Annotated in this window: 15 protein-coding genes; 7 read left to right on the forward strand and 8 right to left on the reverse strand. The window is 70.3% G+C overall.

Annotated elements, in window-relative coordinates; translation table 11 throughout:
• Nucleotides 1-10 precede the first annotated feature (10 nt).
• The 3 genes from betB to ACGTNF_RS06365 all read left to right on the forward strand — a co-directional run bounded on the left by betB (nt 11) and on the right by ACGTNF_RS06365 (nt 6,095).
• A complete protein-coding gene (betB, locus tag ACGTNF_RS06355; protein WP_394600962.1) occupies nt 11-1,477 on the forward strand; it encodes a betaine-aldehyde dehydrogenase in 1,467 nt (488 codons plus the stop codon).
• A gap of 337 nt (nt 1,478-1,814) precedes the next feature.
• Nucleotides 1,815-3,506, forward strand: coding sequence for a choline dehydrogenase (betA, locus tag ACGTNF_RS06360; RefSeq protein WP_394600963.1), 1,692 nt, complete (start codon nt 1,815-1,817; stop codon nt 3,504-3,506).
• A 141-nt stretch (nt 3,507-3,647) separates the two neighbouring features.
• On the forward strand, nt 3,648-6,095 hold the full coding sequence (locus ACGTNF_RS06365; RefSeq protein ID WP_394600964.1) for an acyl-CoA dehydrogenase: 2,448 nt from the start codon (nt 3,648-3,650) through the stop codon (nt 6,093-6,095).
• Between the two features lie 83 nt (nt 6,096-6,178).
• On the opposite strand, the gene ACGTNF_RS06370 is transcribed toward ACGTNF_RS06365, so the two are convergent.
• From ACGTNF_RS06370 to ACGTNF_RS06380, 3 genes are all read right to left on the reverse strand, one after another.
• A complete protein-coding gene (locus ACGTNF_RS06370) occupies nt 6,179-8,077 on the reverse strand; it encodes an SLC13 family permease (protein WP_394600965.1) in 1,899 nt (632 codons plus the stop codon).
• A 121-nt stretch (nt 8,078-8,198) separates the two neighbouring features.
• A complete protein-coding gene (locus ACGTNF_RS06375) occupies nt 8,199-8,780 on the reverse strand; it encodes a carboxymuconolactone decarboxylase family protein (protein WP_394600966.1) in 582 nt (193 codons plus the stop codon).
• 14 nt (nt 8,781-8,794) lie between these two features.
• The gene (locus tag ACGTNF_RS06380; protein WP_394600967.1) at nt 8,795-10,123 is read right to left on the reverse strand and encodes an aspartate aminotransferase family protein; all 1,329 of its coding nucleotides are present in this window, start codon (nt 10,121-10,123) and stop codon (nt 8,795-8,797) included.
• Nucleotides 10,124-10,275: 152 nt separating this feature from the next.
• Here ACGTNF_RS06380 and ACGTNF_RS06385 point away from each other — a divergent pair, with 152 nt between their 5' ends.
• The gene (locus ACGTNF_RS06385; RefSeq protein ID WP_394600968.1) at nt 10,276-11,193 is read left to right on the forward strand and encodes a MurR/RpiR family transcriptional regulator; all 918 of its coding nucleotides are present in this window, start codon (nt 10,276-10,278) and stop codon (nt 11,191-11,193) included.
• 73 nt (nt 11,194-11,266) lie between these two features.
• Here the strand turns inward: ACGTNF_RS06385 and ACGTNF_RS06390 are convergent, their stop codons facing one another.
• Entirely contained in the window at nt 11,267-12,244 is a 978-nt protein-coding gene (locus ACGTNF_RS06390; RefSeq protein WP_394600969.1) for an NADPH:quinone reductase, read from the reverse strand.
• Nucleotides 12,245-12,413: 169 nt separating this feature from the next.
• On the opposite strand from ACGTNF_RS06390, the gene azu reads away from it, so the two are divergent.
• Nucleotides 12,414-12,887 carry an azurin gene (gene azu, locus ACGTNF_RS06395; protein WP_016854505.1) on the forward strand — a complete coding sequence of 158 codons (474 nt, stop codon included), beginning with the start codon at nt 12,414-12,416 and terminating at the stop codon, nt 12,885-12,887.
• 37 nt (nt 12,888-12,924) lie between these two features.
• Here the strand turns inward: azu and ACGTNF_RS06400 are convergent, their stop codons facing one another.
• Nucleotides 12,925-13,509 (reverse strand): hypothetical protein, encoded by a 585-nt coding sequence (locus ACGTNF_RS06400; RefSeq protein WP_394600970.1) that lies wholly within the window; start codon nt 13,507-13,509, stop codon nt 12,925-12,927.
• A gap of 187 nt (nt 13,510-13,696) precedes the next feature.
• Here ACGTNF_RS06400 and ACGTNF_RS06405 point away from each other — a divergent pair, with 187 nt between their 5' ends.
• Nucleotides 13,697-14,449, forward strand: a complete 753-nt coding sequence (locus ACGTNF_RS06405; protein WP_394600971.1) for a glycerophosphodiester phosphodiesterase family protein — start codon at nt 13,697-13,699, stop codon at nt 14,447-14,449.
• 39 nt (nt 14,450-14,488) lie between these two features.
• Here ACGTNF_RS06405 and panP read toward each other — a convergent pair whose 3' ends face one another.
• Together panP and ACGTNF_RS06415 are read right to left on the reverse strand one after the other, a co-directional pair.
• Nucleotides 14,489-16,144, reverse strand: coding sequence for a pyridoxal-dependent aspartate 1-decarboxylase PanP (gene panP, locus ACGTNF_RS06410; RefSeq protein WP_394600972.1), 1,656 nt, complete (start codon nt 16,142-16,144; stop codon nt 14,489-14,491).
• A 47-nt stretch (nt 16,145-16,191) separates the two neighbouring features.
• The gene (locus ACGTNF_RS06415) at nt 16,192-17,685 is read right to left on the reverse strand and encodes a cobyric acid synthase (protein ID WP_394600973.1); all 1,494 of its coding nucleotides are present in this window, start codon (nt 17,683-17,685) and stop codon (nt 16,192-16,194) included.
• Between the two features lie 324 nt (nt 17,686-18,009).
• Here ACGTNF_RS06415 and ACGTNF_RS06420 point away from each other — a divergent pair, with 324 nt between their 5' ends.
• Nucleotides 18,010-18,408 carry a GFA family protein gene (locus tag ACGTNF_RS06420; protein WP_394600974.1) on the forward strand — a complete coding sequence of 133 codons (399 nt, stop codon included), beginning with the start codon at nt 18,010-18,012 and terminating at the stop codon, nt 18,406-18,408.
• An 83-nt stretch (nt 18,409-18,491) separates the two neighbouring features.
• On the opposite strand, the gene bluB is transcribed toward ACGTNF_RS06420, so the two are convergent.
• On the reverse strand, nt 18,492-19,217 hold the full coding sequence (gene bluB, locus ACGTNF_RS06425) for a 5,6-dimethylbenzimidazole synthase (protein ID WP_394600975.1): 726 nt from the start codon (nt 19,215-19,217) through the stop codon (nt 18,492-18,494).
• Nucleotides 19,218-19,334 lie beyond the last annotated feature (117 nt).

Consider the following 19,334-nt stretch of genomic DNA (forward strand, 5'->3'; position numbering starts at 1 on the left):
GGAGGTTTCCATGACCCACGCAATCGAATCCCTGTACATCGACGGCCGCCGGGTGGATGCCACCTCCGGCGAGACCTTCCCGGTCGTCAACCCCTATGACGGCAGCACCCTGGCCGAGGTCCAGCAGGCCAGCGAGGCCGACGTGGACGCCGCCGTCGCCGCCGCCCGCCGCGGCCAGCGCGTCTGGGCCGCCATGACCGGCATGGAGCGCGGCCGAGTGCTGCAGCGCGCCGTGGCCCTGCTGCGCGAGCGCAACGACGAGATCGCCGACCTGGAGAGCCGCAACACCGGCAAGCCGGTCAGCGAGACCCGCGAGGTCGACATCGTCACCGGCGCCGACGTGCTCGAGTACTACGCCGGCCTGGCCCCGGCCATCGAGGGCAGCCAGATCCCGCTGCGCGACACCTCCTTCGTCTATACCCGCCGCGAGCCGCTGGGCGTGATCGGCAGCATCGGCGCCTGGAACTACCCGATCCAGATCGCCTGCTGGAAGTGCGCCCCGGCGCTGGCCGCCGGCAACGCCGTGGTCTTCAAGCCCAGCGAGGTCACGCCGCTGACCGCCATGGCGCTGGCCGAGATCTTCACCGAGGCCGGCCTGCCCGACGGTGTGTTCAACGTGGTCCACGGCGACGCCCGCGTCGGCCAGCTGATCACCGGCCACGGCGACATCGACAAGGTCTCCTTCACCGGCGAGGTAGGCACCGGCAAGAAGGTGATGTCTGCCTCCGCCGCGTCCAGCCTCAAGGACGTGACCATGGAGCTGGGCGGCAAGTCGCCGCTGATCGTGTTCGACGACGCCGATCTGGACCGCGCCGCCGACGCCGCCATGATGGCCAACTTCTATTCCAGCGGGCAGATCTGCACCAACGGCACCCGGGTGTTCGTGGCCAGCTCGGTCAAGGAGGCCTTCGAGGCCAAGATCACCGAGCGCGTGGCCCGCATCAAGGCCGGCGATCCGATGGATCCGACGGTCAACTTCGGCCCGCTGGTGAGCTTCGAGCATCAGGAGAAGGTGCTGTCCTATATCGCGCTGGGCAAGCAGGAAGGCGCCCGGGTGCTGGCCGGTGGCGAGGCCTGGGACCAAGGCGAGTGGGCCAACGGGGCCTGGGCCGCGCCCACCGTGTTCACCGACTGCAGCGACGAGATGCGCATCGTGCGCGAGGAGATCTTCGGCCCGGTGATGTCGATCCTGGCCTTCGACGACGAGGAAGAGGTGATCCGCCGCGCCAACGACACCGCCTACGGCCTGGCCGCCGGCGTGTTCACCGAGGGGCTGAACCGCGCTCACCGCGTCATCCACCGGCTGGAAGCCGGCATCTGCTGGGTCAACACCTGGGGCGAGTCCCCCGCCGAGATGCCGGTGGGCGGCTACAAGCAGTCCGGCGTCGGCCGCGAGAACGGCGTCGAGACCCTGGCCCACTACACCCAGACCAAGTCGGTGCAGGTCGAGATGGGCGCCTTCGAATCGGTGTTCTGAGGCCGGCGCAGGCCCCGGGGAAGTAAGGCGCTTCCCCGGGGGACGGCGCTGCGAGGAGGCGCTGTGCCCCCTTCCCTGGGCGCTACCGACGCCCTGCTTCGCTTGCAGGACCGGTCCTGACCATCCAGGGCCAGCCCGTTCGAAGCAGGGCCTCTCCCCTGGCGTGGTACCTCCTCCTCGAGCCACTCCCGGCGCGCCTTAGCCCGGCGTCGGAGACATCCCCTCCGACCCCCTTTCAAGACCATGACCGGAACCCGGGGCCACCGGCGTTCCCGACCGGCGAGCGGCGCCCCAGCCGCCCGCCACGAGACCCTTTTGACCATTTCAGGGAGGCTTCATGTCGCAGTCCCGTGAGTTCGATTACGTCATCATCGGCGCCGGTTCGGCCGGCAACGTTCTGGCCACTCGCCTGACCGAGGACCCGAACGTCAGCGTGCTGCTGCTCGAGGCCGGCGGCCGCGATCACCGCTTCGACTTCCGCACCCAGATGCCGGCGGCGCTGGCCTATCCGCTACAGGGCAAGCGCTACAACTGGGCCTTCGAGACCGACCCCGAGCCGCACATGGACGGCCGGCGCATGGAGTGCGGCCGCGGCAAGGGCCTGGGCGGCTCCTCGCTGATCAACGGCATGTGCTACATCCGCGGCAACGCCCTGGACTACGACAACTGGGCCAAGCGCTCAGGCCTCGAGGACTGGACCTATGCCGACTGCCTGCCCTACTTCCGCAAGGCCGAGACCCGCGACATCGGTCCCAACGACTATCACGGCGGCGACGGCCCGGTCAGCGTGGCCACGCCGAAGGACGGCAACAATCCGCTGTATCACGCCTTCATCGAGGCGGGCCAGCAGGCCGGCTATCCGGCCACCGAGGACGTCAACGGTTATCAACAGGAAGGCTTCGGCCCCATGGACCGCTTCGTCACCCCGAACGGTCGCCGCGCCTCCACCGCCCGGGGCTATCTGGACCTGGCCAAGCCGCGCCCCAACCTGACCATCGAGACCCGCGCCACCACCGACGTCATCACCTTCGAGGGCAAGCGCGCCACCGGCGTGCGCTACGAGCGTGGCGGCCAGCCCCAGCAGGTCAAGGCGCGTCGCGAGGTGCTGCTGTGCGCCGGCGCCATCGCCTCGCCACAGATCCTGCAGCGCTCCGGCATCGGCCCGCAGGACCTGCTCGACGAGCTCGGCATCACCCCGGTGCAGGTCAACGAGAACGTCGGCCAGCACCTCCAGGACCACCTGGAGATGTACATCCAGTACGAGTGCAAGAAGCCGATCTCGCTGTATCCGGCGCTGAAGTGGTACAACCAGCCGAAGATCGGCGCCGAGTGGATGCTGTTCGGCACCGGCGTGGGCGCCAGCAATCAGTTCGAGGCCGCCGGCTTCATCCGCACCCGCGACGAGGAGGAGTGGCCGAACCTGCAGTACCACTTCCTGCCGATCGCCATCAGCTACAACGGCAAGAGTGCGGTGCAGGCCCACGGCTTCCAGGCCCACGTCGGCTCCATGCGCTCCGAGAGCGAGGGCCGGGTGCGCCTGACCTCGCTGGATCCCAAGGCCGCGCCCTCGATCCTGTTCAACTACATGTCCACCGAGAAGGACTGGCAGGAGTTCCGCGACGCCATCCGCCTGACCCGCGAGATCATCGAGCAGCCGGCCATGGACGAATACCGCGGCCGCGAGATCTCCCCGGGGCCGGAGGTGAAGACCGATGCCGAGCTCGACGCCTTCGTCCGCGAGCACGCCGAGACCGCCTACCACCCATGCGGCAGCTGCCGCATGGGTGACGGCGACGACGCGGTGGTCGACGGCGCCGGCCGGGTCCACGGCGTGGAGGCCCTGCGGGTGGTCGACGCCTCGCTGTTCCCGGTGATCCCCACCGGCAACCTCAATGCACCGACGATCATGCTGGCCGAGAAGATGGCCGACAAGATCCGCGGCCGCGAGGCCCTGCCGAAGAGCGACGCCCCCTACTACGTCGCCAACGGCGCCCCCGCCCAGCAGGAGCCGCAGCGCCGCACGGCCTGACCGCGCCTCCGGCAGCACCAGGACGCCCCGCCTTCGAGCGGGGCGTCCTGCGTTGGACGATAGGGTATTGGCTGCGAGGCCTCCGATGAGCTAGGCTAAAGACATTCAAACAAGTGTTTAAATGTCGCGGAGCCACCCACTATGCTGACCCTGATCCTGCTGCTGCTGGCCGTTGCCGGCCTGCTCATCGTGATGCGCCGGGAGGCCGGCGCCCTGCCCGCCCTCGGCGTCACCGGCCTGCTCGGCCTCGTCGGCCTGGCCACCGGCGCCGAGGTGATCGGCGTGCTGCTGCTGGTCGCCACCGCGGCGATCGCCGCCTGCGGCCTGCCGGCGCTGCGCCGCCGCTGGCTGACGCCGAGGCTGTTCGCCATGTTCAAGCGCGTGGCGCCGAAGGTCTCGGCCACCGAGCGCACCGCACTCGAGGCCGGCAGCGTGGCCTGGGACGGCGAGCTGTTCACCGGCCGCCCCGACTGGCAGCGGCTGCTCGACTATAGCGACGACGGCCTGTCCGACGCCGAACGCGCCTTCCTCGATCACCAGTGCGGCGTGGCCGCCGGCATGTGCAACGACTGGGACATCGCCCGCGAGCGCGCCGACCTGCCCCAGGAGCTGTGGGACTACCTCAAGCGCGAGCGCTTCTTCGGCATGATCATCCCGCAGCAATACGGCGGCCTCGGCTTCTCCGCCAAGGCCCAGTCGATGGTGCTGCAGAAGCTCTCGGTCAACGAGACGCTGATGGTCACCGTCGGCGTGCCCAACTCCCTCGGCCCGGGCGAGCTGCTGCTCAAGTACGGCACCGAGGAGCAGAAGAACCACTACCTGCCGCGGCTGGCCGACGGCCGCGAGATCCCCTGCTTCGGCCTGACCGGCCCCCGCGCCGGCAGTGACGCCACCTCGCTGCCCGACATCGGCACCGTGGTGCGCCGCGAGATCGACGGCGAGACGGTGCTGGGCCTCGAGCTGACCTTCGAGAAGCGCTGGATCACCCTGGCGCCGATCGCCAGCGTGGTCGGCCTGGCCTTCCGCCTGTTCGACCCCGACCACCTGCTCGGCGAGGAGGAAGACCGCGGCATCACCCTGGCGCTGGTGCCCCGCGACACCGAGGGCATGCAGATCGGCCGCCGCCACCATCCCATCGGCAGCCCCTTCCTCAACGGCCCGATCAAGGGCGAGAACGTCTTCGTGCCGCTATCCACCATCATCGGCGGCGAGGCCATGATCGGCCAGGGCTGGCGCATGCTGGTCGAGTGCCTGTCGGTGGGTCGCTGCATCACCCTGCCCTCCGGCGCCACTGGCACCGCCCGCTACGCCCTGGGCTGGAGCGGCGGCTTCGCCCGCATCCGCCGCCAGTTCAACGTCCCGGTGGCCGAGATGGAAGGCGTCCAGGAGCCGCTGGCCCGCATGGCGGCGCTCGGCTACATCGCCCAGGCCGCGGTCTACCAGACCGCCAACACCATCGACCACGGCGAGAAGCCGGCGGTGCCCTCGGCGATCCTCAAGAGCCAGCTCACCGAGTTCCAGCGCGTGATCCTGGCCGACGCCATGGACATCCACGGCGGCAAGGCGGTGACCCTCGGGCCGCGCAACTACCTCGGCATCGGCTACAGCGCCAACCCGGTGGCGATCACCGTCGAGGGCGCCAACATCATGACCCGCAACCTGATGATCTTCGGCCAGGGGGCGATCCGCTGCCATCCCTACGTGCTGGAGGAGCTGGCCGCCAAGGACGCCGACGACGTCAACGCCTTCGACAAGGCCTTCTTCGGCCACGCCGGCCTGATCCTCGGCAACGCCGCCCGCGCCCTGACCCAGGGTCTCGGCATCGGCCAGCAGAGCGTCCCCTTCGACGACGTCGCCGCCCCCTACGCCAAGGAGATCGCGCGGCTCTCCGCCGGCTTCTCGCTGACCGCCGACGCCGCCATGGCCAGCCTCGGCTCGAAGCTCAAGCAGCGCGAGATGCTCTCCGCGCGCCTCGGCGACGTGCTGTCCAACCTCTATCTGGCCAGCCTGATGCTCAAGCAGTGGCAAGAGGGCGAGAAGGTCGAGCAGGAGGACGCCCTGCTCCACTACGCCGCCCGCTTCCTGCTGGGCCGCGCCGAGCAGGCCTTCGATGAGCTGTTCGACAACCTGCCGAACCGCGCCCTGGGCCGCATGCTGCGCATCGTGGTGATGCCCCGCGGCCGCCGCTGGTCGCGCCCGACCGACGACCTGACGCGCACCATCGCCCAGGCCGTGACCCGCGACAGCGCCCTGCGCCGTCGCCTGCTGACCAACACCTGGGACGCCGACGACGGTCCCCAGGACAACCCGCTGGCCCGCTACAACGCCCTGCTGGCCACCCAGGAGCGCGCCGAGGCGCTGTATCGCACCGTCGGCAAGGCACACGCCAAGGGCGAGATCCCGGCCGAGGCCCTGCACCCCGAGCAGAAGGTCGATGCCGCCCTCGCCGCCGGGCTGATCAGCGAGGAGGATGCCACCTTCATGCGCCAGCGCGAGGCCGAGGTGCTGGACATGCTCACCGTCGACGACTTCGACTACGACGCCTTCGTCACCGACAAGAGCAAGGTGCTGCGCCACCATCCGGCCTGACGCCTCCCCCGTTCGTCCACGACCACGCCCCGGCCTTCGCCGGGGCGTCTTTCTTGCCACCCCGGCAAGGGCCGGCCCAGCCGCTAGGGCGGCCAGACGATCAGGATCAGCGGGATCGCCACCGCCATCACGGCCAGCGACAGCGGCAGGCCCAGCCGCCAGTAGTCGCCGAAGCGATAGCCGCCGGGGCCCATCACCAGGGTGTTGGACTGATGCCCGATGGGCGTCAGGAAGGCGCAGGAGGCGCTGACCGCCACCGCCATCAGGAAGGGATCCACCGAGGCCTCGAAGCCCGCGGCCAGGCTCGCCGCGATGGGCGCCATCAAGAGCGCCGCGGCGGCGTTGTTGATCACATTGGACAGCAGCAGGCCGAGCGCGAACAGCCCGGAAAGCGTCAGCGCCACCGGCCAGTCGCCGCCCAGCGCCAGCAGCGTCTCGGCGATCAGCGCCGCCCCGCCGCTGGTCTCCAGCGCCTGGCCCACCGGGATCATCGCGCCGAGCAGCACGATCACCGGCCCGTCGATGGCCTGGTAGGCCTCGCGCAGGGTCAGCACGCCGGCCATCAGCGACGCCAGGGCGGCGCCGCTCAGCGCCACCGCGGCGGGCAGCCAGTCGAGCATCATCGCCACGATCGCCGCGGAGAAGATCGCCACCGACAGCAGCAGCCGACGCGGCTGGCCCAGGGCCAGGTCACGGCTGGCCAGCGGCAGGCAGCCTAGCGTCGTCAGGCTCTCGCCGATGTCGCCCTCGCCGCCCTGCAGCAGCAGCACATCGCCGGCGCGAAAGCGGATGTCCCGCAGCCGCTGCCGGAGCCGACCGCCGTCCCGGGCCACCGCCACCAGATGCAGGCCGAACTGATTGAGCAGGCGCAGCTGGCCGACCGTGCGCCCCTGCATCATCGAATCGTTGCGCACCACGGCCTCCACCAGCTGCAGGCCCGCGGTGTCCGTCGCGGCCTTGCCGCGCCCGTGGCCCTTGTCGCGCTTCCCGCCTTTCTCGTCTTGCTCATCCTCGCCGGCACCCCCTTCCTCGCCATCCCGGTCGGCGTGCCCGGTCTTTTCGGCGACCTCGGTTTCCTGCTCGGCCTCCTGCTTCGCCTCGGCACCCACCGCCAGCCCGGCCTTGTCCTCGAGCAGCGCCATCTCCTCGGGACCGGCCTCCACCAGCAGGATGTCGTGGGCCTGCAGCGCACCGAAGAAGGTATGCCCGGGATGGCGCCGCTCGGCTCGCACCACCGCCAGCACCGGGATCGGCTCCTCGACGGCCTGGTGAAGGTCGCGCAGCGACCAGCCCACCGCCTTGCCGTCCTCGGGCACGCGCAGCTCGACCAGGTAGTGGGCGGTGTCGAACATCGCGTCCATCGACGCCTGGCCGGCCCGCTGGGGCACCAGATAGCGGCCGGCCAGCACGATCACGACGAGCCCCGCCAGCGCCACGCTGGCGCCGACGGGGAAGAAGTCGAACATGCCGAAGCCCTCGCCGGTCAGCGTGCGACGGTAGGCGGAGATGATGATGTTGGGTGGCGTGCCGATCAGGGTGGTCAGCCCGCCGAGCAGCGAGCCGAAGGCCAGCGGCATCAGCAGCAGCGACGGCGGGCTGTCGTGCTCCCGAGCCAGGCGCAGCGCCACCGGCAGCATCAGCGCCAGGGCGCCGACGTTGTTCATGATGCCGGAGAGCACCAGCACGGTCCCGGACAGCACCAGGGTCTGCAGCATGATCCGGTCGCCGACCCGCAGTGCCTGCTCGGCGATCAGGTCGACCAGCCCCGAACGCTCGAAGCCGCGGCTGAGCACCAGCACCGCGGCCACGGTGATCACCGCCGGATGGCCGAAGCCGGCGAAGGCGCCCTCGGCGGGCACCAGGCCCAGCCCCACCGCGGCCAGCAGCGCCGCCAGCGCCACCAGGTCGTAGCGGAGGCGGCCCCAGACGAAGGTCGCCAGGGTCGCGCCGAGCAGGAGAAACATCTGGGTGCTGTCGGCCATGACGGCTCACCTCCCTGTGGATGACACGTGACACGACGGCGGCGCCGTGTCAGGACGACCGCTGTCTCCAGCATCGTCGCTCTCGCGTCATCCCTCCAGTGAGGCTGCCTTCAACGCGGCATCAGCCGTGAGACGGGTCCACCGGCGGCTCGGGAAACGGCAGCGGGCCGTCGCCGCGGCGCACCTCGAAGACGTTGAGGGTCATCGCCACCAGGGCGTAGTAGCCGAACACCCCGACCAGCTCGACCACCGCCGGCTCGCCGAAGGCCGCCACCGCCTCGGCGTAGAGCGCCTCATCGACGCGCCGGGTGGTGTAGAGCGTCTTGCCGAGGCGATAGACCAGCGCCTCGTCGTCGCGCGCGAAGGCGGGCTCGCGGCCCGCCTGGAGGGCCTCGATCACCGCCTCGTCGACCCCGGCGTCGCGGGCGATGGGCGCGTGGATCTGCCACTCGGCCTGGGACTGCCACCAGGCCGCGGTGAACAGGATCGCGAGCTCCGTGAGCCGCAGCTCGAGCCGGGTGCCATAGCGACAGAAGGCGCCGAGGCGCTGGGCATGGTCGGCAAGCTCCGGGCTGTGGATCCAGGCCAGGAAGGGGCCGTCCAGGTTGCCCCGGGGGCCGCTCAGGATGGCGTCCAGCACGCGGCGCTGCTCGGGGGCCATGGTGGCCTCGTCGAGGGGAGAGAGGCGGGAGTCGATCGACATCGGGCGAGGCTCCGTTACGAGTGGGTGAGGACGCGCGCCAGGGCGGCGTCGAGCTTGTCGACGATCTCGTCGAGCTGGCCGTCCTCGAGGATGAAGGGCGGCGCCAGCAGGATATGGTCGCCCCGGCGGCCGTCCAGGGTGCCGCCCATCGGGTAGCACATCAGCCCCTCGTCCATGGCGGCGCGCTTGACCGCCGCGTGCAGCTTGCGCTCGGGGTCGAAGGGCGTCTTGGTGTCGCGCGCCGCGACCAGCTCGAGGCCGCGGAACAGTCCCCGGCCGCGGAGGTCGCCGACGTGGGGATGGTCGCCGAAGCGGTCCTCGAGGCGCCGCTGGAGACCGTCGCCCAATTGCCGCACGCGGGGCAGCAGGTCGCGGGACTCGATGGCGCGCTGCACGGCCAGGGCCGCGGCGCAGGCGGTGGCATGGCCGATGTAGGTATGGCCGTGCTGGAAGAAGCCCGAGCCCTCGGCGATGGCCGAGCGGATGCGCTCGCCGACCAGGGTCGCGCCGATCGGCTGATAGCCGGCGCCCAGCCCCTTGGCGATGGTCACCAGGTCCGGCGCCACGCCCTCCTGCTCGGCGGCGAACAGGCTGCCGGTGCGGCCCATGCCGCACATCACCTCGTCGAGGATCAAGAGGATGCCGTGGCGATCGCAGATCTCGCGCACGCGCTTGAAATAGCCCGGCACGGCGGGCACCGCGCCGAGCGTCGCGCCGACCACCGGCTCGGCGACGAAGGCCATCACGTTCTCCGGCCCCAGGCGCTGGATCTCGTCCTCGAGCTCTCTCGCCAGCCGCTCGCCGTAGGCCGCCGGGGTCTCGCCGGGGGCCTGGTCGCGATAGGCGTAGCAGGGGCTGACGTGACTCACCTCCACCAGCAGCGGCTCGAACTGCCGCCGGCGCCAGGCGTTGCCACCGGTGGCCAGCGCGCCGAGGGTGTTGCCGTGGTAGCTCTGGCGCCGGGCGATCAGGTGCCGGCGCTGGGGCTCGCCGCGCTCGATGAAGTACTGGCGTGCCAGCTTCAGGGCCGCCTCCACCGCCTCGGAGCCGCCGGAGACGAAGTAGACCGAGGAGAGGCCCGCCGGCGCCCGCTCGACCAGGAAGTCGGCCAGCGCCTCCATCGGCTCGGTGGTGAAGAAGGAGCTGTGGGCGTAGGCCAGCTGGCCGACCTGCTCGCGCACGGCGTCGATCACCTCGGCGTCGCTGTGCCCCAGGCAGGAGACCGCGGCACCGCCGCAGGCGTCCAGGTAACGCCGCCCCTCGGCGTCGATCAGATAGGCGCCGTCGCCGCCCACGGCGATGGGATAGGAGTGAGACAGGTGACGATGGAAGACGTGGCTCATGCGACCCTCCCCGGGCCATTCTGCAAACACATTTGCCATTCTGGTTAATCGCAAAGATATTTGCAACAATGGCCATCGCCGCCCTGACGCCGGGCGCCGCGGCCGCTACAATGCCCTGCCCTACTTCGCCGCGACCGGAGCCCACGCCCTTCATGACCGATACCTCGCCTTCCCGACCGGATGCACGCCTCGAGACGCTCGCCGACCTCGAGCGCCTGCTCGTCGAGCTCGAGGCGGGCGACGCCGCGCTGCGCCTGGGCCGGCGCTCGCGGCAGGTGCTCTCGGCGCTGGTCGGCATGCCCCAGCAGGCCGCGATGTCGTCGATCAGCGATCTGGCATCGCGCCTCGGCGTCAACCCCTCGACGCTCTCGCGGCTGGCCCAGCGCCTCGGCTTCGAGGGCTTCGCCGGCCTCCAGGCGGTGTTTCGCCGTCACGTCACCGAGGGCCGGCATTTCTACAGCGACCAGGTCTCGCGGCTGCTGGAGGGCGAACAGGACGACGACGCCCTCGGCCGGCTGGCCCGGCTGGGCCGCCAGGAGAGCGCCAACCTCGGCGAGCTGGTGGCGGGAGTAAACGGGGAGGCCTTCGGCCGCGCCGCGCGGCGGCTGGTGGATGCCCGGCGGGTAAGGATCCACGGCCGCCGCCAGTTCGCCTCGCTGGCCTCGTTCATGGCCTATGGGCTCGGCATGCTGCGCCCCGACGCGGCCACGCTGGACGCCGCCGGCCACGGCATCGCGGACGCCCTGGCCCAGCTCGACGACAACGACGTACTGGTGGTGATGAGCGCCTTCCCCTACACGCCCAGCGTGCTGACCGCCGCCCGGGTGGCGGCCCGCCAGGGCGTGCCGGTGATCGCGCTGACCGATGCCGCCGGCTCGCCGCTGGCGCGCGCCGCCGACGAGCGCTTCACGGTGCCCAATCACAGCCTGTTCTTCAGCAACGGCATGTGCGCCTTCATGCTGCTGGCCGAGGGGCTCTTGAGCGAGGCGGCGAGCCTGCTGGGCGAGGCCGGGCTGGCCTCGCTGGAGCGCCGCGAGCGAATGATCGACGAGCTCGGCGACGCACTGTAGCGCACGCTCTCCCCAGAACGACGACGGCCCCGCGTCCGGAGAGACGCGGGGCCGTCGGCAGAGGCGCCAACGCCTAGGGGATCAGCACGGTCGAGCCGGTGGTCTTGCGGCCCGCCAGCGCCTGCTGGGCCTGGGCCGCCTCGGCGAGCGGATAGCGCTGGCCGATGTCGATCACGACCTCGCCGCTTTCGATCCGCGCGAACAGGTCGGCGGCCATGGCCTCGAGGCGCTCGCGGGTATCGGCATAGCCGTTGAGGCTGGGGCGGGTCACGAACAGCGAGCCCTTCTGGTTGAGGATGCCGACGTTGACGCCCTCCACCGCGCCCGAGGCGTTGCCGAAGCTGACCATCAGGCCGCGCTTCTTCAGGCAGTCCAGCGAGGTCTCCCAGGTGTCCTTGCCCACCGAGTCGTAGACCACGTCGCACATGGCGCCGCCGGTCAGCTCGCGGACACGCTCGACCACGTCCTCGCGGGTGTAGTCGATGGTCGCCCAGGCGCCGTTCTTCTCGGCCAGCGCCGCCTTCTCCGGCGAGCTCACCGTGCCGATCAGCTTCACCCCCAGCGCCTTGGCCCACTGGCAGGCGATGGAGCCGACCCCGCCGGCCGCGGCGTGCCAGAGGATGGTCTCGCCGCCCTGGAGCGGGTAGGTCTGGCGCAGCAGGTACTGCACGGTGAGGCCCTTGAGCATGGCCGCCGCCGCGGTCTCGGCATCGATGCCCTCGGGCAGCACCACCACCTTGTCGGCCGGCAGCACGTGCTGCTCCGCGTAGGCCCCCAGCGGGCCCTGGGCATAGGCCACCCGGTCACCCACGGCCAGGTGGGTGACGCCCTCCCCCAGTGCCTCGACGATACCCGCGGCCTCGGTGCCGAGCCCCGACGGCAGCGACGGCGCCGGATACAGCCCGGTGCGGAAATAGATGTCGATGAAGTTCAGGCCCACCGCCTGATGGCGGACCCGCACCTCGCCGGGCTTCGGCTCGGCAGGCGTGTCGTCGACGAACTCGAGGACCTCGGGACCGCCGGTGCGGGCAAACTGGATGCGCTTGGCCATGTTGGATATCCTGAATCCGCTAATGAATGGTCGTCCAGTCAAACGCTCCCTCAGTGCCCGGTCAAGCATCCCGGCCTCCGACAAGGCTTGACAGCCATGGAAGGCTCGGCGAAGAATGCCAAACTGTATACAGAAACATCATCAAAGTGACGACATAAGGAATTCCAACATGAAGGCTATCCAAGCGACCTGGCTGCTCGCCGCCACGGCCCTGGCCACCACCCTGGCCGCGTCTCCCGCCATGGCGCAGGACGACGACAGCTGTCAGCTGACCATCGAGGGCAACGACCAGATGCAGTTCAACCAGGACGCCATGAGCGTGCCGGCCGGCTGCGACGAGGTCACCGTGACGCTGGAGCACACCGGCCAGATGCAGGCCAGCGTGATGGGCCACAACTGGGTGCTGAGCGAGACGTCCGACGTTCAGGACGTGGCCCAGGCCGGCATGAGCACCAGCCTCGAGAGCGACTACCTGCCGGCGGACGACGACCGCGTGCTGGCCGCCACCGACGTCATCGGCGGCGGCGAGAGCACCAGCGTCACCTTCTCCACCGAAGGCCTGGCCGGTCGCGACCTGACCTTCTTCTGCTCCTTCCCGGGCCACTCCAGCATCATGAAGGGCACCTTCACCGTCGAAGGCTGATCCCGGCGCGCGCCGCCAAGGCGGCGCGCCTCTCGCCTCAGTGCCGCGCCGACAGCGTCGCGGGGAAGTTCTCCAGGCCGTTCACGAAGCGCTGCTTGAAGTCGTCGAACTGCGCCCGGTCGCGCTTGAACGACTGCACCACGCCCTGCTCGTCCACCGTCAGCGTGCGCGGCAGATCGTCGAGCCCGGTGGCCGGATGGCGCTTCGACAGCCCGATGCGGACCCCGGCCTTGCCGCTGAACCAGCGTTCGATGCCGGCCTCGCGGAAGCGGGCTTCCTGCACCTCGTCGGTGGCGTCCACGCGCAGCGGCGCGCGCATCGCCAGCTCGCCCACCAGTTTCATGGCCGGCGCCTTCACCGTCTCGGTGTCGAGATCCGCCAGCTGCATGACGGTCATGCCCTCACCGGATTCATCCAGCGCCAGCAGCGCCAGCGCCAGCGGCTTGCCCTGATCGTCGGCCAGCGCCAGCAGACGCGCGGCCTCCTGCGGAAACAGCACGCCCGTCACCCCGGCGAAGGTCACCAGCGGCGCGATGCCGGCGTCCTGGCCATAGGCCTCGGCGCACAGCCGCGCCAGACAGGCCTCCCGCTGGGCCGCGTTCTTGATATGCACCACTTTCATCGCTTCCGGCTCTCCTTCATGGCTGCCTTCGATGCCTGATCCCGATGCCCGGCGCGACCGGGCACGAAATCGGGCAGCCTAGCACAGTCGTCACGTCGCGTCCGCGGCACCCCCGACCTCGCCTATCGGACAAGACGCCACGGTCGCCGACTGTTTATGCTGGGGCGGTTCCCGACCGGAGTCCGCCATGCCCATCGCCTCGCCGCCGCTGTCGTTTCCCCGCCTGATCGCCCATCGCGGCCTCTCCGCCCGCGCCCCCGAGAACACCCTGGCGGCGGTGCGCGCGGCCCATGCGGCCGGCATCGACTGGGTCGAGCTCGACGTGCAGCGGCTCGGCGACGGCACGCCGGTGATCTGGCACGACCGTGACGTGTCGCGCTGCTCGGACGGTCGCGGCCGGCTGGCGGCCATGGACCTGGCCGCGGCCCGACGGCTGGACACGGGCGCCTGGTTCGCCACCGCCTTCGCCGGCGAGCGGATGGCCACCCTCGACGCGATGCTGGCGCTGCTCGCCGAACTCGGCATGGGCGTGAATCTGGAGCTCAAGGTCAACCGCGGCCACGACCCGGTGGCGCTGGCCGAGGCGGCGGTGCCGGCGGTGATGGAGGCGCTGCCGTTCGAGCGGCGGCTGGTGTCGTCCTTCGACGAGCGAGCGCTGAGGGCCGGTCGCGCGCTGGCCGGCCCCGACCGGCTGGCCCTGGGGGCGCTGTTCGACCGCGTGCCCCGGGACTGGCAGGACCGCGCCGAGGCAGTGCAGGCCGTCAGCGTGCACGCCAACTGGAAGCCGCTGAGGGCGGAGCGGGCCCGGGCCATCAAGGCCGCGGATTATAAGCTGGTCTGCTACACCGCCAACAACCCGGCCGCCTTCGCCCCGCGCTGGGACTGGGGCGTCGACGCGGTGATCAGCGACGACCCCACGCGCTTCGACACGGCCTCCTGAGCGGCTTGTGGGCGGCCCGGTATCGGGGCGCCAGCACGATCATCCCTGGCGACGATGGGAGGCCAGCAGCGCCCTCAGCTCGGCGAAGTCGGCGCTTTCCCGCTGCTCCGCGGCGATCTGGCGCTGCTCCTCGATGAGCTCGCGCAGCACCTGGTCGGTGGTCAGGGGGTTGGCCAGCACCACCCGGAACACGGTGATGGCCTGGCCGCCGTGGCGACTCGGCGTCAGCCGGGTACGCGACACGAAGGCCCTGCCCCGCTCGCGCTGGATCTTCTGGATGGCCTGGGTCATGCGGTTCAGGAGGTCGTTGATCCGCTGACGCAGCGCCTCGTCGGCCTCGCCCAGCAGCGCCTGAACCTCGGGCGGCGCCCAGCGATAGGTGAGGATGTTGAGCTCAGGCTCGGTGACCAGCTCAAAGTCGTCGAGCGCCGTGATCCGGTCGGCGAAGCGCCGCGCCAGCTGGATGCCGTTGTCGATCAGCATCGCATAGCCCTGACGCCCGATGATCTTCAGGGCCGACTGCACCAGCATCGCCATGCCGGGCCGGGAGCCTTCCAGGGTGGTGCTGCCGAGATCCCGGGAGCCCCGCCGAATGATGTACTGGGCATGATGCTCGATGCTGCCGAGGGCGGACGGCTCGCGGAACAGCACCATGCCCGCCCCCATCGGCACATAGAGCTGCTTGTGGGCGTCGATGGTGACCGAGTCGGCCCGTTCGATGCCGGCGAGACGCGGGCGGTAGCGCTCCGAGAACAGCGTCGGTCCGCCCCAGGCGGCATCCACGTGGAAGTGGAGGCCATGCTCCGCGGCGAAATCGGCCAGGCCGTCCAGCGGATCGATGTTGCCGGTCTCGGTGGTGCCGGCGATACCGACCAGGGCAAACGGCCGAATCCGCTGCCGCTTGAGCCGCTCAAGCGTGGCGACCAGCGCCTCGGGCCGGATGCGGTTGTAGCCGTCCGTCTCGACGGCCACCATCTGGTCCCGCCCGATCCCCAGGACATCGGCCGCCTTGGACAGCGAGTAGTGGCCGCGCTCGGAGACCAGCACCGCCGCGCCCTCACACTCATAGTGCCGCATGGCGCTGAACACCCCGCCGCGGCCGATGCCCGGGAAGTCGCCATCCGGGCCGAAGGCCCGGTTCCTGGCGGCCCACAGCGCGGTGATATTGGCCACGGTGCCGCCGGAGCAGAAGGCGCCGAGGCGACGCTCGCTGTGGTGCAGCCAGCGGTCGTAGAAATCATCGGACTGCCCGTAGATCAGACGATGCAGCATGCCCAGCACCTGACGCTCCAGCGGCGTGAAGGCCTTGGAGGTTTCGGTCTTCACCAGGTTCTGGTTGAGCGCGATCATGATCTTCGACAGCGGGATCATGAAGTACGGCAGTGCCGAGGTCATGTGGCCGACGAAGCTGGGCGAGGCGGTATGCACCGACTGCGAGACCACCTTGTCGAGCAGGAACTGGGTCTGCTCCGAGACGAAGGCCGGCGCTTCCGGGATCCTGGCATCGCTGAAGTCCTGCTCGATGATGGCCAGGTCGTTCTCTTCCGCGACGATGTGCTCCCCGAGGAAGCCGGAGAGATTCGTCGAGATGTCCCGGTCCAGGCGGTTCAGCGTCGATCCCGGCGCCTCGGGGACGGTGAAGATCCTGAGCAGGTTTTCCCAGCTGCTCTCGGCGACCTTTGATTGCTTGCCCATGGAACCCTGTTGTCTCTGGAGGATGAAAACGCCGCGAGGGCCGCTGATTACCGATTCGCGCGATGGTAGCCGAGGCCTCGGCCCATCGCCAGCGCCTCGATGGTGGCCGGGTCGAGATGCTCCTCCAGGGTATCGGCCAGCCGGTCGAGCTGGCGCTCGCGATGGGCGGCCAGGTCCACGGCCGTGGCCTCGCCCTCCAGCCCCAGCATGGCCAGCAGTGCGGCCGCCGCCCCCGCCTCGTCGAACAGGCCGTGCAGGTAGGTGCCCATCACCTGGCCGTCCTCGCTCACCGCGCCGTCCGGGCGGCCGTCCAGGTCGAGCAGCGGCCGCGCCAGTGCCGGGCCCTCGCTGACGCCGTTGTGGATCTCGTAGCCGCTCACCGCTACGTCCTCTCGGCCTGCTCCCCCCATCAGCCGCCCGCGCACGTTGCGCAGCTGCTTGCCGGCCACCATGCGAGTGCGCATCGAAAGAAGCCCCAACCCCGGCACGCTGCCGGCCTCGCCCTCGAGGCCGTCCGGGTCGTCGATGGCCTCGCCGAGCATCTGGAAGCCGCCGCAGATGCCGAGCACCCGCCCGCCGTAGCGCAGGTGGCGGCGGATCGCCGGCTCCCAGCCCTCGCGACGCAGCCAGGCCAGGTCGCTGGCGGTGCTCTTGCTGCCGGGCAGCAGGATGACGTCGGCGGGCGGCATGGCCTGGCCCGGGCCGACCAGCTTAAGCTCGACCCGCGGATGCAGGCGCAGCGCGTCGAGGTCGGTGTGGTTGCTGATCCGCGGCAGCGCCGGCACCACCACGCGCAGCCCCGGCGCCTCGGCGGCGCTCTCGGTGAGGCCGAGGCCGTCCTCGGCGTCCAGCAGCAGGCCGTTCAGGTGCGGCAGCACGCCCGTCACCGGCTTGCCGGTGCGCTCGGTGAGCCAGTCCAGCCCCGGCTCGAGCAGCGCGATGTCGCCGCGGAAGCGATTGATCAGAAGCCCGGTGGTGCGCGCGCGCTCGGACGCGCTCAGCAGCTCCAGGGTGCCCACCAGCTGGGCGAAGACGCCGCCGCGGTCGATGTCGGCCACCAGCCACACCGGGCAGTCCACCGCCTCGGCGAAGCCCATGTTGGCGATATCGTTCTTGCGCAGATTGACCTCGGCCGGGCTGCCCGCGCCCTCGGCGATCACCAGGTCGAAGCGGCTCGTCAGCCGCTCCCAGGCCGCCAGCACGGTCTCCCGGGCCTGGCGCTTGAAGGCGTGGTAATCCAGCGCGTCCATGTGGCCGTGGACCCGACCGTCGAGGATCACCTGGGCGCCGCGGTCGGTCTCGGGCTTGAGCAGCACCGGGTTCATGTCGGCATGGGGGGCGAGGCCGCAGGCCACCGCCTGCAGCGCCGTGGAACGGCCGATCTCGCCGCCCTCCGGCGTCACGGCGCTGTTCAGCGCCATGTTCTGGGGCTTGAAGGGCGCCACCGACACGCCGCGACGCGCCAGCAGACGGCACAGCCCCGCCACCACCGTGCTCTTGCCGGCGTCCGAGGTGGTGCCCTGGATCATCAATGTCGCCATGCCAAATGCCTCGCCTTAACCGGGTCGCCCTCAAAGATGGCGAGACTCTACCGAGCCGCCCCACGGGCCGCAATCGACAACGACGCGCTTTCCTATCGGTCCTGAGTCACGGCATGCCATCCTTCATCCATCGCCGTATTGGGAAATGCCACGAAATCGGTCATCCAGGAAGCGAGACCAAGTTGACGAGGTATCGCAGGACAAGCCCTGGCTTTTCATCGAGTAGCCTAGTGCCCGGAAGACCCTCGGCCGAGTTGTCGAGCGCTTGGCGCCGACGAGATTCACATCCTGGACACCAGTCCGGAACATCCTAGGGAGCGGAACATGCAAGGAAGCTGCCTGTGTGGCGTAGTGACCTATGAGGTCGATCGGCTCGATATGCCGATCGCGCACTGCCACTGTCGCACCTGCCAGAAGGCCCATGCCGCAGCCTTCGCCACCACCGCCGGTGTCGAGCGACGCCATTTCCGCTGGACCGCGGGTGAGGAAACGCTCTCCCACTTCGTATCGTCACCGGGCAAGCGGCGCTGGTTCTGCTCCGGGTGCGGGACGCATCTGATGGCGGAGCGGACGGGGCAGCCCCACGTCATCCTGCGCGTGGCCACCCTGGACGAGGATCCGCGAGAGCGTCCCGCCCAGCATATCTGGCGCTCCCATGACGTGCCCTGGCTGGCCTACGATGGCGAGTGTGCGTCCCATGACGAATGGCCGCCGGGGGGCTAGCTAGCCTTCCGGTCGCCGGCCCTCATCCCTCGCCGTCTCCCTGGGCCTAATGCGCCGAAGGGCGCCCTGGATCATCAGCGCCTTCATCGCGCGCCCTCCCGCGCCGAGAGCGCCTCGAACAGCGCCGGGGCATCGGCCGCTTCTCCCCAGCCGTTGCCGTGCACCCGCTCGGCCAGCGGCAGGCGCTGGCGCCAGCCGGCGCGAGCCAGCTCGGGGCGGTCGAGGAACTCGTCGACGTAGCCCAGGCACAGGTAGGCGAGCGGATAGACGTTCTCCGGCAGGCCCAGCACCTCGGCCAGCTCATGCTGGTCGAGGATGCTGACCCAGCCCACGCCGATACCCTCGGCCCGGGCCGCCAGCCACAGGTTCTGGACCGCCAGGCAGGTGCTGAACAGGTCCATCTCGACGATGCTCTGGCGGCCCAGCACGTGCTCGCCGCCGCGGCTGCGGTCGCAGGTGATGCACAGGTTGAGCGGACTCTCGAGGATGCCCTCCAGCTTGAGGCGGCGATACAGCGCGCCACGCTCGCCGCTGTGGGCCTCGGCCGCCTTGGCGTTCTCGCGCTCGAAGATGGCGTGCACGCGGCTTCGCACCGCGCGGTCGTCGATCAGCAGGAAGTCCCAGGGCTGCATGAAGCCCACCGAGGGCGCGTGGTGAGCGGCCTCGAGCAGCCGCGCCAGCACCACGGGCGGAATCGGGTCCGGGCGGAACTGGGCGCGCACGTCGCGGCGCTCGAAGATGGCCCGGTAGAGGCCCTCGCGCTGCGCCTCGGAGAATGCGTGATCGGGTCGCCCGGTCGGGTCTGCCATGCGGTGGTCTCCTGGAAATCGTGGTGGTGGGATAGCACGAACCTCGGCGAATGATGAGCTTTCCCGGCGCCAAGCCGGCACGAGGGCGCTGTGAACCCATCCCTGGGCGCTAACTTT

Source organism: Halomonas sp. B23F22_10 (assembly GCF_043496975.1).
Classification (GTDB): Bacteria; Pseudomonadota; Gammaproteobacteria; order Pseudomonadales; family Halomonadaceae; genus Halomonas; species Halomonas smyrnensis.